The 17475-nt window shown below is 51.6% G+C and carries 14 protein-coding genes; 11 read left to right on the top strand and 3 right to left on the bottom strand.

Annotation, left to right across the window (positions count from 1 at the left end; genetic code table 11):
• Nucleotide 1: 1 nt before the first annotated feature.
• Nucleotides 2–766 carry a LytR/AlgR family response regulator transcription factor gene (locus KK062_RS17215; RefSeq protein ID WP_254085571.1) on the bottom strand — a complete coding sequence of 255 codons (765 nt, stop codon included), beginning with the start codon at nucleotides 764–766 and terminating at the stop codon, nucleotides 2–4.
• The gene (locus KK062_RS17220; RefSeq protein WP_254085572.1) at nucleotides 747–1766 is read right to left on the bottom strand and encodes a sensor histidine kinase; all 1020 of its coding nucleotides are present in this window, start codon (nucleotides 1764–1766) and stop codon (nucleotides 747–749) included. The genes KK062_RS17215 and KK062_RS17220 overlap by 20 nt, the downstream gene beginning before the upstream one ends.
• 317 nt (nucleotides 1767–2083) lie before the next feature.
• Between KK062_RS17220 and KK062_RS17225 the strand changes: the two genes are divergently transcribed.
• The 7 genes from KK062_RS17225 (at nucleotide 2084) to KK062_RS17255 (ending at nucleotide 9699) form a co-directional block, all read left to right on the top strand.
• Complete coding sequence (locus KK062_RS17225) at nucleotides 2084–2536, top strand: organic hydroperoxide resistance protein (RefSeq protein WP_254085573.1); 453 nt, start codon at nucleotides 2084–2086, stop codon at nucleotides 2534–2536.
• A gap of 101 nt (nucleotides 2537–2637) precedes the next feature.
• A complete protein-coding gene (locus KK062_RS17230; protein ID WP_254085574.1) occupies nucleotides 2638–3864 on the top strand; it encodes a peroxiredoxin family protein in 1227 nt (408 codons plus the stop codon).
• Nucleotides 3865–3875: 11 nt separating this feature from the next.
• Nucleotides 3876–4817, top strand: coding sequence for a heme-binding domain-containing protein (locus tag KK062_RS17235; protein WP_254085575.1), 942 nt, complete (start codon nucleotides 3876–3878; stop codon nucleotides 4815–4817).
• A 132-nt stretch (nucleotides 4818–4949) separates the two neighbouring features.
• Nucleotides 4950–5294 carry a hypothetical protein gene (locus KK062_RS17240; RefSeq protein ID WP_254085576.1) on the top strand — a complete coding sequence of 115 codons (345 nt, stop codon included), beginning with the start codon at nucleotides 4950–4952 and terminating at the stop codon, nucleotides 5292–5294.
• A 159-nt stretch (nucleotides 5295–5453) separates the two neighbouring features.
• The gene (locus KK062_RS17245; RefSeq protein ID WP_254085577.1) at nucleotides 5454–6440 is read left to right on the top strand and encodes a carboxypeptidase-like regulatory domain-containing protein; all 987 of its coding nucleotides are present in this window, start codon (nucleotides 5454–5456) and stop codon (nucleotides 6438–6440) included.
• Between the two features lie 262 nt (nucleotides 6441–6702).
• Complete coding sequence (locus KK062_RS17250) at nucleotides 6703–9339, top strand: ABC transporter permease (RefSeq protein ID WP_254085578.1); 2637 nt, start codon at nucleotides 6703–6705, stop codon at nucleotides 9337–9339.
• A 21-nt stretch (nucleotides 9340–9360) separates the two neighbouring features.
• The gene (locus tag KK062_RS17255; protein ID WP_254085579.1) at nucleotides 9361–9699 is read left to right on the top strand and encodes a PadR family transcriptional regulator; all 339 of its coding nucleotides are present in this window, start codon (nucleotides 9361–9363) and stop codon (nucleotides 9697–9699) included.
• A gap of 168 nt (nucleotides 9700–9867) precedes the next feature.
• Here KK062_RS17255 and KK062_RS17260 read toward each other — a convergent pair whose 3' ends face one another.
• On the bottom strand, nucleotides 9868–10467 hold the full coding sequence (locus KK062_RS17260) for a hypothetical protein (RefSeq protein WP_254085580.1): 600 nt from the start codon (nucleotides 10465–10467) through the stop codon (nucleotides 9868–9870).
• A gap of 228 nt (nucleotides 10468–10695) precedes the next feature.
• On the opposite strand from KK062_RS17260, the gene KK062_RS17265 reads away from it, so the two are divergent.
• From KK062_RS17265 to KK062_RS17280, 4 genes are all read left to right on the top strand, one after another.
• Complete coding sequence (locus KK062_RS17265) at nucleotides 10696–13080, top strand: ABC transporter permease (RefSeq protein ID WP_254085581.1); 2385 nt, start codon at nucleotides 10696–10698, stop codon at nucleotides 13078–13080.
• A 119-nt stretch (nucleotides 13081–13199) separates the two neighbouring features.
• A complete protein-coding gene (locus KK062_RS17270) occupies nucleotides 13200–14060 on the top strand; it encodes a helix-turn-helix domain-containing protein (RefSeq protein ID WP_254085582.1) in 861 nt (286 codons plus the stop codon).
• Nucleotides 14061–14085: 25 nt separating this feature from the next.
• Nucleotides 14086–14487, top strand: coding sequence for a TIGR03067 domain-containing protein (locus KK062_RS17275; protein WP_254085583.1), 402 nt, complete (start codon nucleotides 14086–14088; stop codon nucleotides 14485–14487).
• Between the two features lie 17 nt (nucleotides 14488–14504).
• Nucleotides 14505–15491 carry a helix-turn-helix domain-containing protein gene (locus KK062_RS17280; RefSeq protein WP_254085584.1) on the top strand — a complete coding sequence of 329 codons (987 nt, stop codon included), beginning with the start codon at nucleotides 14505–14507 and terminating at the stop codon, nucleotides 15489–15491.
• Nucleotides 15492–17475 lie beyond the last annotated feature (1984 nt).

The following is a 17475-nucleotide window of genomic DNA, read 5'->3' on the forward strand; positions in this document are numbered from 1 at the left end:
ATCAACGATTTTCCAACCACGCCAGAAATCCACTGGTCTTCTCTTTCCCAATCAGTAGCTTATCCGGTGTAGGAACAGCCAGTTTCACAAACAGCTTCCGCGCAAAGTAGTGCTCCACTTCTTTAATGGCACTAAAGTTCACCAGGTACTGCCGGTTAAGCCGGTAAAACTGATTCGCCGAAAGCGACGCCTGCAGTTGGTCCAATGACTGATCGATTGTATACTCCTGCCCTTGAAAGGTAACAATGGTAGACAGCTCGTTGCGGATGTAAAGGAAGGCGATCTGATCCGTCTGGACCGTAGTATATTTGTTACTCTTAAATACCAGGAAGCTCTTCTTTCCTTCGTCCACACCAATCTTTTTTAGCAGGCCTTCGAGGTCGAGCTGCTGGCCGTGTTGTTGAAAGAAGTTGCGGAAGCTTTCTACCTTCTCGAAGGCCAGTTGGAGGTCCTGACGGGAAAAGGGTTTTAGAAGGTAGTCAATGCCGTTGGCTTTGATGGCGTCCATGGTATATTCGCCAAAGGCGGTACAGAAGACGACGGGACATTGTACGCGCACAGCCTTGAAGATCTCGAAGCACAACCCGTCGGCCAGCTGAATGTCCATGAAGATCAATTCAGGTTGGGGGTTGTGTGTGAGGTAGTCGATGGCGCGCTCGACGCTCTGCAGCTGCCCTACGATCAGAGCGTTGGGCCGCAACGCGCTGATCAGCGTTGCCAGGGACTTGGCTGCCTTGAGCTCGTCTTCAACGATGAGGATTTTCATGCACGACGGGAAGTTTGATTCGGAAAATAGTATCGGTAGCCTGGATCTCTATCTTTTGATCTAACAGGTGCATATACCGTTGATTGATGTTTTCGAGGCCCACCCCCGTAGACGACTCGGGCGTACGCTTGCGCTGCAGGCCGTTTTCGACGACCAGCCAGTCCCCCTCTGAGTAGACGCTTATCTGCAACGGCTTGTCCAGCGACACGACGTTGTGTTTGATGCAGTTCTCCACCAACAGTTGAAGTGTAAACGGCGGCACGAGCGAGGCCCGGTGCTCGTTGGCAATACGGATCTCCAGGTCTATACCTTCTTCGAAGCGGGCCTTGAGCAGGAACATATAGGCCTGCAATATCTCCAATTCTTCGGACAGGCGAATGAGGTCCAGCTTCCGATTCTCTAACGTAAAACGATAGAAGTCCGACAGCTTCAGGATAAAGTCACCGGCGTGCTGATCGCCGGTTTCGACCATGTACTTTAATGTATTCAGGCTATTGAACAGGAAATGCGGGTTTACCTGCTGGCGCAACAGCTCGTACTGGGCACCCAGGTTGTCCATCTTGATGCGCTCCAACTCAATACCTACCTGCTGGTTCTGGTAGCTTTGCTGCACCATGTGCAGGAACATATAAAAGGTCAGGTTGACCAGGATGCCACGGATCTCAATCATCAGCATCATGGAGCCAAAGTGCAGGTGCGACAATAAATACTGCTGTGCACACGCCAGCAGGAACATCACCACCATGCCCACGCCCAGGCTTTTGGTCAGCCGCATGACCGAGAAGCCGTGGGCCACGTCGCGCGACGTGTACGCCGGCATGGTCGCAATGTTGTAATACCATATAAAAATGGCAAACAGCGCCGTAAGGACGGCGTTGACCAGCGCCTCGTAGGGATTAAAATGATGCTCGGCAAACTTGGGCACCGACGTCAGGATACCCAGGCAGATGGAGCTGAGCCAGATGACTTTGTGCGATATCTTAAAAGACTTTGTATTCATTCGGATGGTTGTACCTGCGGTGCTGTGGGCCTGGACCGGCAAATATCTGCTAAAAATACCGTACAGAGCACCATTATTCAACATGCAGGGTAGCCGGATCCGGCAATATCGACCGCGAATCCGGCGCGGGCTACCGCCAACCGGACAGGCCTGGGGCAGGTCAGGCTGCCGCAGGTCATTGTCTAACTCACCCCCCGATTTGCCTACCCCACGGGAATTTTGTCAACCCGGGCGGCGCCGACGCGTTCTCTTTGCAACACCAACGCAATAAGCGGCGGTAACAGAACCAAAAAAATACAATTCAACTTATACACTTTATGGAAACCATTAAACATTATTCGCTCTCTTCGGGTATCACCCCCATCGAAAACGTACTCTATACCGGCAAGACCCGCACCACTGGCGGCCGCGACGGTGCCGCACACAGCGACGACGGTCACCTGGACATCAAACTGTCCCCTCCCGGCAGCAAAGGCCTGGGCACAAACCCCGAGCAACTGTTTGCCGCCGGCTGGTCCGCTTGTTTTATCGGGGCCATAGGCCACGCCGCCCGCACGCTGCACATCGCCCTGCCCAAAGACGTTGCCGTCGACGCAGAAGTAGACCTCGGCACCACCGACAACGCATTCTTCCTGCAAGCACGATTATACGTAAGCCTGCCCGGACTGGAAACAGAAACTGCCGTACAGCTGATCGAAGCCGCGCACCAAACATGTCCCTACTCCAAGGCCACACGCGGCAACATCGCCGTAACCATCGAATTAGTATAACCCCATAGTCACTGGCTGGCGCCCCGATCCCATCGGGGTGCCCACCATGGCGCCAGTCTCGCATAGAATAAACAGATACTATAAAATATACTATATCAACCATGACACGTCCCGCACTACTCCTCGGCCTTTTAGTAACCCTATCGTTCACCACACTCGCCCAAACCGACATGAAACCCGGCCGCTGGCGCGCCATGCTGCAACGCAAAGACGGCCGCACCATACCGTTCATATTCGAAGTCGTTCGCCAATCAAACAAAACCAGCGTCTACATTGTAAACGGCACGGAGCGTGTCAAAACCGAAGACCCGGTATTCACGCAAGACTCGGTGGTCATCCGCATGCCCGTGTTTGAGTCGTACTTTAAAGCGCGGGTAACACAACGTGAGCGCTTGCGTGGCGTATGGGTTTCCGGGAACGCGACGGGAGAAACGACAATGCCGTTTACGGCATCAGCAGGCGGTAGCCGCTTTCCCTTAGCCACGGCGGCACTGCGCCCGGCCCAGGGAAAATGGAAGATCGAATTCACACGCGCCAATCAAACCAAGCGTCACGCTATCGGCGACTTCACGCAACAAGGCAATGCCCTGTCTGGTTCGGTACTAACACCTTCAGCCGACTATCGCTACCTCGACGGTGTCGTCTCCGGCGACTCGTTGTTCCTCTCGACCTTCGACGGCAGTCACGCGTTACTGCTCCGTGCCAAAATCAACTCCGACCATATGACCGGCGTATTTTACAACGGTGAGGCTGTTGCTGAAACCTGGCTGGCGGTAAAAGATGCCAACGTAGCGCTTACACCAAACGTGACCACCGTCAAGAAAGGCAATGACGGCAAGCTGGCTTTCAGCTTCCAGGACCTGGACGGTAACACGGTATCGCTGCCCGGCAACCGCTTCAAAGGAAAAGTAGTGATTGTCCAGATCATGGGTTCGTGGTGTCCGAACTGTATGGACGAGATGGCGTTCTTAAGCGACTACTACAAACGCAACCGCGATCGCGGTGTCGAGATCGTAGCCCTCGCGTACGAGCTGAGCACTGACCCGGCACGCTCACAAAAAAGCCTGCGCAAGTTCCAAACAAAGTTTGATGTACAATACCCGCTGCTGATCACCGGCGCTACTGCCAGCGACCCGCAACGCACGCAAAAGACATTGCCTCAATTAACCGACCTGAAGGCATTCCCCACCACCATCATGCTCGACAAAAACGGCGTCGTGCGCGACATTCAGACTTCTTTCTACGGTCCCGGCGCGGGTGAATACCACACCAGGTATAAAGCAACCTTTGAAGCCGCCGTCAATGCATTGCTAAACGAAACGCTGTAGTTTTTATACACATGAAACGTCTCACCCGCTCACGCTCCAAGGCCCTGCTCCTGGCAGGGTCACTGATAGCGGTCGCTATTCTCCTGTTGCAATTCACGAGTCCGGAGATTCCCAACCCACCGGTTACCGGCCCGCTCGCCGGCCCCGACTCCGTCACGACCATCTTCCAACATGCCTGCTACGATTGTCATTCCAACGAAAGCAACATTCGCTGGTACGACAAGGTCGCCCCGGTATCCTGGAAGGTGGCGGCCGACGTCGCCGAAGCACGCGGGCACCTCAACTTCTCGCAGTGGGACAGCCTCTCTCACGGCGAGCAGCTCAGCAAGCTGTGGTATATCGTCAACATGGTCGACCAGGGCCGTATGCCGCTGCCAAGCTATACAGCGGTGCACCCCTCGGCCCGCGTAACCGATGAAGAGATCAATACGCTTAAACGCTATGTCACCGCATTGACCAACAAGCCGAAACCGACTGTGATAAAGCCGGTGGCCCATACCACCGCCAAACCCTCCGCGAAGCAAGCCGCACCGACATCGATCAATGGCATTGCTTACTTCGACGACTACAAAAACTGGAAGGTGATTGCATCCACCAACCGATTCGACAACGGCACCATGCGATTAATATATGGCAATGACATTGCCGTCAAGGCCCTCGAAAAGAATACCATTAACCCGTGGCCGGACGGTGCGAAGATTGTGAAGGTCGTATGGGATAAGCAGCCGGTGGACAGCGTGGGAAACGTGCACGCGGGCAAGTTTAACAACGTGCAGCTCATGATCCGCGACAGCAAGAAGTTTCGCGAAACCGGCGGCTGGGGCTACGCACGGTTCAACACACCGCAGTTGATTCCGTACGGTAAGGCGATCACGTTCGCGGTCGAATGTTACCAATGCCACAAGCTGGCGTCTTCGAATGGTTTTGTGTTTGATATTCCTACGAAAGAGTAATTCGGATATAGTATGCGATATTTTATGAAGACGAGAAATATACTTTTGTTTTTGTCCTTTCTCTTATTACAGGCTTGTGGTTCTTCAGACAGGCCTGTATTGGCACCGGAGGCTATTTATGCGGAGCCTGGCATGGCGATTATTACCGCATTGTTTAATACAGCGGTACAGACAACGTCCGTGCTGTATGGTAACGCGCTCGCGGTGGCCGCTGCACACGATACTGCAGGAGTGCATCAGCCAGGAGAAGAGTACCGGTTAGTGACGTGGCGACAGAAAGGGAACCCGCTGTGGTTTGGTGGGAATATCAACGATAGTATTCAGGCTGTCGAGCGCGTGCGTGCGATCGCTACCGATGGTGTCGTCGACATGCAGTATGATGCGATGGTTGGCGATGTAGCTGGCAATTCTGGCGAACGGGTACGATTTATTATAGGACTTAAGGGATTAGAATTCCCGTCTGTGAGCCAGAATTGAATGGCGCGCCTGCGGCGCGAGTAAGCATTCACCAACTTCCCCATCGGCGCCAAATTATATGCTGGAAAGAACGCCCGGTGGTCAAAAAAAATAGCACATCAGCGTATGGAAAAAAGGCGGTGTCTGCATCACACCGATATGCCCTTAATCCTACGCCCTATGAAACGAATTTATACAACCTGTTTCTTGTTTTTTATTGTCTTCAGTGTCTGCAACGCGCAGTTTGTATTGCGGGGTATCGTACGCGACAGCACGACCGGCGAATACGTTATCGGCGCGAATGTAGTTGTCGCCCATGTACCTACAGTCCATGAGACCGTCGCGGATATGAACGGAGCCTTTTCCCTGAAATATCATAAACCCACGGCAGAAGTCCATGTATCGTTCATCGGCTACATCACCAGGACCGTTACGTTGGACACCGCGCGAGAAACCACCATTAGCCTACACATAGACCAAGCGGTAGACGACGAACTGCGCCGCCGCAAAGTTCGGATGCGTCTGGACGTCGGATACTATGGCGATGCAAAGTACGCCCGCACCGGCGTCATGGCCGTAATGCCGGTCCAAGGGATCGGCAGCAAAGACTGGATGATGTTCACGGCTTTTAAGTATTGGAAAGGCGACGGCAACGATGGTCTGGATGCTTCCATCAGTAAACACATGCGTGGCAAGCTTGGTATACTTGCTCACAATATCTTTCTATCCTATCGTTCGCTTAACTATCGAGACGCAGGCTTTCACTGGACACAATACCGTACGCTGCTGGTCAGATACCTGCCCGCAGGTTTCGCAGTGGACGTCGGCGCCGGTTACAATCAAATCAGCCTGAACAACGAAATTCCGCGCGACGACACCTGGCGACTGTCCGGATCGCTCGGCCTTGTCAAGCGCTTTCGTCTGAAAGGTAATCTGGGCATCCACACGAATTTTAATTACATGCCTGGCTATCGCTTTTTTGAAGCCGGAGCATTTAAGGAATTCGGCTCTCGAAAGTTTGCCTTCTTTACAGCCATCGTGAAATATTACCGGTATCAGGCGATGGAGGGAATAATGCTGTCGCTGGCCGTTAACATATTCTCCACGCAGGTCTTTTGCTGCGACTCACCGAAGATACATTTTGATTATTTTCATGCGATGAAATAATAGATAACGGAGGATCCGCCTTTCAATCTCAAATTACTATTTGCTTATAACGTTCGTTTGGAAGGCCTACCAGGCTAAGTGATGGCACCACAGGCTGTTCTTAAGCTTCAGGGGTACACTATCATTTGTATCATGGGCGCCGCCCTGCTGGTAGCGGGAGATCGCTGACCATATATCTGAAATACAGCCGTTTACAAACAATCCAATCATCCGTTCTACAAACATGAAACATATCCATTACTTTCACGTTTGTAGAACAAGCATGGCACAAACATCCCCGCCCAAATGGCCCAACCGTTTCCTGGAGTGGTACTGCAATCCCACCCTGCTGGAAGAGATCCAGGGCGATGCGTACGAAATGTATTTCCGCACGCGGAAGATGCACAGCCGTGTCCTGGCCGATCTGCAGTTTACGTGGAACATCCTCCGCTTCTTCCGCTGGTCTAATATCAAACGTTCACGAACCTCATCCCCCTCCTCGCTTATGATGCTGCACAATTACTTCTCGGTATTTAAAAGAGGCTTCATCAAACAGAAAGGATATTCCTTTCTCAACATCTTCGGGTTGGGCATTGGCATTGCCTGTTTTATCCTGATCAGCCTCTACATCCACGACGAGTATAGCTTTGATCGGATGCACAGCAAGGCCGATCGGATCTATCGCATACACGAAATCTTCGAGTCGGACGGCATCGGCGAGCGCTCGGCGAGTCAGCCGTTTCCGGTGGCCGAAGCGTTGCTGAACGACTACGATGCACAGATAGAGCAAGCCGTGCGTTTCTATAACTTTCAGGCTCCCACGCTGGCTGTAGCGACGATCGACGATAAAAACAAAAAAGAATTTAACGAGACGCGGCTGTTCTTTACGGAACCGTCCTTCTTTGATGTATTCGACTTTCCGTTGGTCAAAGGCAATCGTAAAACGGCCTTGCACGACACGCACACGATGGTACTGACCGAAAGCGCGGCGCGCAAATATTTCGGGGACGAAGACCCGGTTGGAAAGTATCTGAAATTTCAGGGCAACACCAACCTGCTCATCATCGGCGTACTAAAAGATATCCCGCCCAACACACACTTCCAATTCGACTTTCTCGTGTCCTTTGAGACGCTCAAATCATTTTACGAAGGGCACTTGCCCCCGAGCTGGTATTGGAATCCATGCTGGACATACTTACTCCTAAAAGACCCCGGTTCCGTACATACGCTGCACACCGCGATGCCGGCCTTTGTACAAAAATATTTCCCCAACATGGTGCGTAACGACGTCACGATGGAGTTCATGGCGCTGGCAGACATTCACCTGCACTCGCACATGGACTACGAGATCCAGCCCAACAGCCGCGAGTCCACCATCTACATCTTTGGTTCCATTGCCGTGTTTGTACTGCTCATCGCCTGCATCAACTTCATCAACCTCAGTACAGCACGCGCGGCCAAGCGCGCCAAGGAAGTGGGCATGCGTAAAACGCTGGGCAGTCCACGCGGCCAATTGGTCACGCAGTTCTTAATGGAATCGATCCTGTTGTGTTTGTTGGCGGCAATGCTCGCCGTAGCGCTGGTCGTTATTGCGCTACCCTTCTTTAATACCTTTGCCGAAAAAGCGATTTTCACACACACGCTGCTGGAGCCATTCTACCTGGCGTTGCTATTGGGTCTGCCGCTGGGCGTCGGCATACTGGCCGGCCTGTACCCGGCTGTGGTATTATCATCATTTTTGCCGATCACCGCGCTGAAGGCCAACGTAAGCCGGGAGAAGGGTGCTATATTTCGCAAAGCACTGGTGACGTTGCAATTTACACTGTCAATCATGCTGCTGATCGGCACCGGTGTAGCAATCGATCAGCTCAATATGCTGCAAAAAAGCGACACCGGCTTTGCACGCGAGAATGTGATCATGGTGCCCGTCATGCTTACGCCCGTCGCCGAAAAGTATGAAGCCCTGCGGACCGAGTTCCGTCGAAACGCGAATGTGGTCAGCGTTACTGCCATGGAAGAAATACTCGGCTCTAAACATCAGGTAGGTAATTTTATATTCGAGGGCATGCCCGAGTCCAAACCGTTTCCCCGGATGAACGTGCGGCACGACTTCCTCAAAACATTCGACATACCCATCGTCGCGGGCCGCGACTATTCGGAAGACGTCGGCACGGACGACACGCTCTCGTTGCTGGTCAACGAAACGCTGGTGAAACAAATGGGATGGGGCTCCAACGAAGCGGCTGTCGGCAAGAAATTCGGTACCCGCCCCAACCGTACCATCATCGGCGTGGTCAAAGACTTCAACTTTGCCTCGCGGCATCAATCCATCCGCCCCCTGGTCATGGACCTCAATCTCAACAGTCAGGCGTTCCAGATCTTTATGAAATACATGGCCGTTCGTATAACCGGCAACCAGGTGCCCGAGACCATTGCCTCCCTGGAGCAACAATGGAAAGCCCAGATACCCGGCTGGCCGTTCGAGTATTTCTTTCTCGACAGCAACCTGGAGAAATTATACCACGCCGAAAACAAAATGAGCAAGATTACGCTGATCTTTTCAGGCCTCTCCATGCTGGTCGCGTGCCTGGGTCTGTTTGGCTTGTCCACCTTTACGGCCGAGCAGCGTAAAAAAGAAATGAGCATCCGCAAGGTAATGGGAAGCTCCAATACGCAAATCTTTCTACTATTTTCGAAGGGGTTCTTCAGCCTCATCCTGTTGGCTAATGTATTGGCCTTCCCGCTGGCGTGGTTCCTGCTGAAACAGTGGCTCGCGGGATTTGCCTACCAGGTAAACATTGATTTCAGTTTATTTGTACTGGCCGGAGTCGCGGCGGCGGCGATTGCCTTTATCACCATTGGCTACCAGGCCTGGCGTGCCGCGCACAGCAACCCGGCCGAAGTATTAAAGAATGAATAAAGCCCCGAAGTATATACGATCATGAAAGGAACTTACATCGGCGAACTCGAAGAACTGATCCTGCTAACCGTCGGCATCCTATACAAACAAGCCTATGGCGTAGCCGTCATGGACGAGATCGAGCGCCAGACCGGCCGCAGCCTCAACATCAGCGCCGTCCACGCCGTCCTGAAACGCCTCGAAGAAAAAGGCCTCGTCACCTCCCAAATGAGCGACCCCACCCAGGAACGCGGCGGGCGTAGAAAACGCATCTTCTTTCTGACCGCCACCGGCAAGAAAGAACTCGAAGAAGCAAATACCTTACGGAACCAGTTGTTCAATCAGATTCCGAAGGTGGCGTTGCAATTTAAGATGGCGTAAAGTATCTGGCGCGAGTCTTCTGACCGAAGGGGAGGCGACTCGTACTTACCGCTGATGGGAGTCTTCAAACTCCCATTGGCGCAGGCACAAGTGACACGCCTACTCCGTCAACTGGCGGATTGGCGCAACATTTGCGCCAGATTCCGGGAGGCTCATATCCACCGCTAACTAATCTGCCAGGTTCAAATAAGCCTTTACTTCCGAATAATTATTCCAGTTTATCGACTCTGTTTGTCTGGCTGCTACAGTGCCCGGAATGATAACATAACGATACTGCAAGAAAACGAGGCCGTTCTCGTCCGAATACGAAGAAGCATCCCGATTGGAATACAGTTGAATGGCCCGCGTAAGCAACGTAGCCTGTACGAATGAACCGTTTTTGAATGTATAGGGCAGCATAGCCACAACGGGCTCTACGACTGCGCCCAAATTGACATATACCCGCACATCGCCACTGTTTATTATCGCATCGGTAAGCGCAGGAGCATCAATCAATGAAACATAGCCAGCCGGCTCGCCGCCATCTGGAAAGAATTCAAGATTCAACCAATCTGAATAGATAACGGAAGAATTTCCATCGGCGCCGTCTTCGCCCGTATCTCCCGTGTCCCCTTTATCGCCTTTATCCCCTTTATCTCCCTTATCACCTTTATCTCCTTGCTCTCCCTGTTCACCAGCGGGCCCGGGGTCGCCATCATTACCACAGGATGTGGCAAAACACAGCGCAGCCAATAGCAACAATACCGAAAACGATCTCATCAATTTCATGTCTTTTTTGTTTAAAAATATGGGCATATTGACGGCTATCGCCTTTAAGAAGCCGCCTAAATATTAAAGATAGCAGAGGGTTGCGTATATCGCAAAAGTTAACGTATTCCCTAAAACCGTCCGCTAACGCACAGTATTACTCCAATCCGTTTTCAATAATAATTCGGTCTTCCCTGTAACCAACAGCAAAAATTCAAGTATATTCCCCTATACCCACCCATTACACCTATGCTCAAAAACTACTTCGTTGCCGCTATCCGCAACCTGTACAAAAACAAGGGGTTTTCCATTATCAATATTCTGGGACTCTCCATTGGTCTGGCCTCGTTTGTGGTGATCGCCCTCTATGTATACCACGAGAGCAGCTTTGACCGCTATCACAAGAATGCAAATCGCATTTACCGCATCGTGGAGAACTTAAAGACCGAAAATGAGCTGTTATTCCAGGCCGCGAGCTCGCCGCCGATGGGGCCTGCCTTGCAACGAGACTTTCCGGAAGTAGAGGCCTATGTGCGATTTGTCGGTGGCGACATGGTGGTACGACGCGGCGATGTGGTTTTCATAGAATCTTCATGCTTACTCGCTGATTCTACGGTCTTCCAGGTATTCAGCTGGCCATTGATTGCCGGCGATGCGCGCACCGCGCTGACGGAACCGAAGAGTGTAGTATTAACCCGGGAGACCGCTATACGTTACTTCGGGAACGATGATCCCATCGGCCAAACATTGGACGTAGACGGCGATATGTGTAAAGTCACGGGTGTGATGGAAGATGTACCGGAGAACTCGCATTTCCCATTCACCCTGCTGATGTCGTTCAGCTCGTGGAGCATCGATAATAAAAACGCCGAACGCACTGCCTGGTTCTGGAACAGCTTTAATACCTATCTCTTGTTGCGCGAAGGTGCCGATGTAACCGGCCTGCGCGCCAAGATGAAAGACTTCATCGAACGCAACGTCGAAAAGGGCGACATGTATTACGAGGACCTCCCGTTGCAGGCGCTGACCGACATATACATGAAAGAAACCCCACGCTCGTGGGAAAGGGGCAAACGCGGCAGCCTGAGCAACCTGTATATCCTCTCCTTCATCGGGCTGTTTATTCTGGTGATTGCCTGCTTCAATTATGTAAACCTGGCCACGGCGCGCGCGTCACGGCGGTTGAAAGAAGTAGGGCTACGCAAAGTATTGGGAGCGCATCGCCGCACACTGATCGCACAATTTCTCAGCGAGTCCCTGATCGTGAGCTTGCTTGCCACCGTCTTGGGCGTAGCCATCGGGTGGGCCGCGCTGCCATTGTTCAATACGCTGCTGGATACCACGCTGAGCCTGTCGATGGTACCGGTGCATTACATTGTTGGCGGCCTCGCTACGTTGACTGTGCTGCTGGGTATTGTTTCGGGCATCTATCCGGCGCTGATCATTTCGGGGTTCTCGCCGCTGGAGATCTTCCGCCCTTCGCTGCGCGGTTTCTTCAGCCACCAGTTTTTCCGCCGCGTGCTGGTATCATTACAGTTTGTTATTTCGATCACACTGATCGCGGGTACGTTGCTGGTGTTTAGTCAGCTCGAGCTGGTCCGCACCCGCAGCCTGGGCTTTCGCAAAGATGCCACGTTGCTGGTGCGCCTGAATGGCAACAACGACATACGCGAGCGCATAGACGTCGTAAAAGATCAGTTTTCGAAACTTCCCGGCGTTGTTTCGGTTACCGCGTCCAACCGCGTTCCGGGTGAAGCCACAACCAACCTCTTCGGACAATTGGAAACCAAAGAAGGCAACCTATCCCCTACCAACATCAACACCAACTTTATCGACCACGACTTCCTGCCGGCGTATGGCATACCGGGGGTGACCGGCCGTAACTTCTCGCGCGACTTCCCTGCCGACGACACTACCGCGTTTATCGTCAACGAAACCGCCATGAAAGACTTCGGCTGGACCCTGCAGACTGCCATTGGCAAACGGATCGAGCACAGCGGCAAGAAGGGTACAGTCATCGGCGTGTGCAAAGACTTTCACTACCGCTCCTTGCACCAAACCATCGAGCCATTGCTGCTCACCCTGCGACGCCAGGCATATAACACGATCTCCCTGAAAGTCCAATCGGAAAATACACCGGCGCTGGTATCGGACGTCGAGAAATTATGGAAGCAGATCGCGCCGGCCTATCCATTCACTTACTCCTTCCTGGAAGAAGACTATAACAACCTATACCAGGCCGATGCGCAGTTGGGCAAAGTAGCCAGCGTCTTTAGCGGCCTGGCCATCTTTGTAGGCTGCCTGGGACTGTTTGGCCTGACATCATTTGCCGTCGCCCGCCGTGTAAAAGAAATGAGCATCCGCAAAGTGTTGGGTGCCTCCGTGAGCCAAATCATCCTGATTCTCTCCCGCGAATTCATTGGACTGATTGTGATCGCCTTTGCCGTCTCCATCCCGATTACGTATTACCTGGTATCGCGTTGGCTCATCAACTTCACCGAGCGCATCAGCATCGGCCCCACGAGCTTTATCATCGCCGGCGTATCGGTGTTAGCACTCGCCTGGTGTACGGTAAGCTTCCTCTCCTTCCGCGCAGCCACCACCAATCCCAGCGAAGCACTTCGGCAGGAATAACGTTATAAACCAAAGGGTGCCCGGCCGGCTTTCAGTCTGGCCTGGCAACCTTTCCAGAAAGTCTGAAATAGTAGTATATTTCCAACCTTCCGGAAATATATTCCCGGATTCCCCAACACATGGAGCCTGCGTTACCGGTCATTCAATCGTATGTGCCCACCGGGCCGCTCAAAGAGCTTGTGTACGTGATCCTATACTTACGCGGGCTGGGCACAGGGCTGGCGTTGCAGCGGGTATACCAAAATATCATTATCAACGTCGGTGGCAATTTTCACACCTCCAGTCCTTTTGAAGACGACATACCAAGAGAAAACAAGGCAACGGTTTGGATCAACGGCAAACATCAGACACCGTTTTATCTCGGCCACGACGGTACACCGGAGTTTTATGTCCTGGCGGTAAAACACGGTATGCTGCCTTTTTTTACTTCCGTACCTGTCCGTGATACCAACGAAACGGCACTGCCGGCAGAGGCGTGGGGTCCGACGTCGCTTACCGCGTTGCAGCAAGAACTGCAAATGCGTAATGACGTCGCAGCCAACTTCGTCGCCATCGAACGTCATTTTACCCGTGAAGCGCAAAAACCCTTCGCGGACGTACTGAAAAAAATAACCTTTCTGGCCGACGCGTTGCCGACCCATACGGTAACACAACTATGCCATGCCACCGGCTATACCCGTAAACGCCTGTGGCAGGAAGTACTAAAACACTTTGGCTCGCCGGTAAAGGAAATGCAGGGCATTATCCGGTTTGACCATCACCTGAAGGCCATATCGCAAAATACGCAGCAAGACCTCGGCACATTGCACACCTTCTACGACCAGGCACATTTCATCAACGACTTCAAAAGCCGCACGCGGCTAACCCCCAACCAATACCGGCTACTGTGTAACCGGTATCCCCAAACCCGGCGTCACCCCAACTTCATTGATATTGCCAAGGAAACATTTTTACAATTTTATCGCACCGGCACGTTTTAGCTTTGTCCGAACAAAAAACACGGTCATGCAGAACATACTCTTCACTATTTTATTTCTCTATGCTATGAGCGCAGCCACATCTTCTACCGCACAAACCTTCGATGGCGTATGGATTCCCGTAAAACAAGAATTGAACGGGCAGCCTTTGCCGGCAGATTCCCAAAGCAAGCTCATCATACAGGGAGGCACGTATACATTTGAAACTTCCTATGCCACTGACCGGGGCGACTCAACCTACGGTGACGGCAAAATGGACATCTACAGCCGCGACGGCGCAAACAAAGGCAAACATTTTAAAGCGATCTATAAAATGGTGGACGACCAGCTAATCGTCTGCTACAACCTCGCCGGCGATCGCTATCCCGAAAACTTTGAAACGCAAGGCAACGCGCTATTTTTCCTGTGCGTATTCCAACGTCAACGTTAAATTTGCTATTTTGCCTCATGCTCGGAAACGTTGTATTTGTTCTCAGTTGCCTGGGTATCGTACAAGCGCTCTTCCTGTGCGCCTACCTCTTCTCCCTGCGCGAAAAACGAGGCAATATCTTCCTGGCATGGCTACTCGTAGCGTTGATTCTCCTAACCAGCAAATCGGTTATTGATAATTACAGCTGGTTACCGTCATGGGTACGCGTGATAGGCATCTCCGGCAAACTGCTCGCAGGACCATTTCTCTGGCTATACGGCCAGGCACTATTCGAGAAAAAATATATTGGCCACCGCGCATATCTTCACATCATCCCCTTCGCGCTGGTCGCATTATTATGCTGGGCGATCCCGAACGGCGCCGATTTGCTCTCCTATGCCATCGCCACGTTGATTTTTTTGCACCTGGCCGTATACCTCGCCTTCTGCTGGCACTACATCACCACCCGTCTGCAAGGCGCGCGGTTAAAGCCCTGGTACCAAAACATCACGATCGGCGTCACCTGCATTTGGATAGTATATGCCGGAATCTTCACCGGCATTATTCCTGTCTACATCCTTGGCGCGGTGTTCTTCTCCTTCCTGATTTATATTTTCTCGTTTCTCTTACTAAAGCGGCATGTCTTTACGTTAGAGAAATACGGCAGTTCGCCAATGAGCCAAAGCGCGTCTAAACAATTGCTGCAACAGGTAAAGGAGCTATTTGAAACGCAGCAAGTATATCTCGAGAACACCATTACCCTGAAGAGCATCGCCAACAGTTTATCTACAAGCCCCCGCGAGCTGTCGCAGGTTATAAATGAAGGTGCACAGATGAACTTTTCGGAATTCGTAAATCAGTACCGGATTGCAAAAGCGAAAGCGCTCCTGACTGACCCACAGTATGGGCAAGAGAAGATTGAGACAATTGCCTATGACTGTGGCTTTGGCACCGTGACCTCCTTTAACATAGCGTTCAAATTGGCCACTCAAATGACGCCGTCGCAGTATCGTAGGTCGGTTTGATCACACGCGAGACAATGAAAAAGGACCAGCCCGTTTATATTGTGAAACCATAAGTATGCTTTATGACGCAAGTCTGCGTTATTCACGAGGTGGTCGTCCCATAGCCCATAGCCCGCGGGGTAGTGCAGCCTTTAGAAGCTCAGAGCCCAATGGGGCACTACAAGTGCAGCTTGTCTTTCCTGACCGGTGTCCGGGTAATGTCTTTCGTGGCACTTTCGGATATCGCCTCGCTTAGCTTTAGCAGCAACGCCAAAAAAGACCGATCCGTTGATTTCCTCGCCTGTGCCGTGGCCTCACCGTAGTGCGCTACTATTTATCTACAAAAAGAAATTTTTTTCATACAATATACTTTGCATATTCCAACGGTGTTGTAAATTGAGTATGCTATAACATTGTTCGAATTACCGCAACGGTTATCGTGCGCCAGTATAAACGTTATACTTATAAATTTTAGCAGTATCTATGAAGATCAGACCAACTTTTTTACCCAAAGGACTCCCTCCAGTTCACCTGCTGTTGTTCACACGACCCCAACCGTAGGCTAAACACTGTTTCCTTAAAAGACCTTCTCCATTTTTATATTTTATCCGGAAACTCCCTGGTACAATTCCGTATTGCGTCTTTAGTAAGAAGGGCGACGCCTTCCTGTTGCCATTCCGGCACAATTCTCCGGGCAAAGCGCCTGCGAATCACCCAGGCATCCGCGGTCTTGGTGCCACCTACCAGCATACAAGCGAAAAAGGCAGCGCTGTAGAGACAAACCCCTGAAAAGTCCGGTATACAACCTTTCAACTTTTCGGATATTCAATAGATATCCAATAGTTCATGAAGCTTTAATTCGTAGATAACCAATAATTATATAGCTATTGAACATCTCTTATAAATATCTTTTTTCTAAAAACTTAAATTATTCAACATATAACCATTTGCCGGTCTTTCCGTATATTCGATCTGGACATCGTTACTATTTTTACTGTTGTCTAAAACCCTTTCGTTACCCTAAAACCAATCAACTATGCCTTTTCTTGAAGGACCATTCGCCTTTACCGGTAAGCTGGACATGCTAAGCGCCTATCGCATGCGCGGCGTCGACAAGATCGTTGTTCGACGTAAGGGCGGTCCGAGCGCGGAAAAAATCAAAACCAGCGAGCGCTTTGTAAATACACGCCGTACCATGTCGGAGTTTGGCGGCTGCTCGCGTACCGGTAGTTATGTACGGATGGCGCTGCTTCAAATCCGGCACCTATCCGACTATAATTTTGGCAGTGACATCAATAGCGTCATGCGCCAGGTACAACTGCGCGATGGCACCGGCGAATGGGGCCGCCGTCGTATTACGCTATCGGAGAACACCCGCTTACTGGAAGGTTTTGGTACTACCCGAAAAGCCGCCAGTTTCGACTCCATTGTACGCGCGCCGGTATATTATACGATGAATCGTAAGGATCGTTCGGCGCGTATCGATATTCCGGAACTGCTGCGGGACATTAATTATTTTCCGCACAACAACCATGCGATGTTCCGCCTAACGGTTACGCTGGGCATTGTGCCGGACGTAACGTTTGACGTGCCCTCCAGGGAATATCTGCCGCCAACATGGTATAGTCGGCGATACAATTCGATAAGCGTTTCAACCGATTGGAGCCCCTCGTTGGAGGGAATGAAAAGCACAGTATTGGAATTGGCTATGAATGTGCTCCCACCCGATGATCGCTGGACGCTCATGCTGTCGATCGGAATTGAGTACGGAGCGTTTCGGAAAAATGGAGAAATTGAAGAAGTACCGCGGTTTGGCGCCGCGAAGATTTTGGCGCTGCGCGGAAATGAAGACACGCCCGGCAATGGGAATGATGACGGCGGAATTGGGAACCATAAAGCGACCATTGCCGATGAGGTTGTGACAGAAACTATTCCTGCGGTAGAAAATGAAAAGGACCTGGGAGGGTATCGGGAGCCGGAGGTGCGGTATGTGTATACCTCAAAA

It is taken from the genome of Dawidia cretensis (genome assembly GCF_018598175.1).
Taxonomy (GTDB): Bacteria; Bacteroidota; Bacteroidia; order Cytophagales; family Cyclobacteriaceae; genus Ohtaekwangia; species Ohtaekwangia cretensis.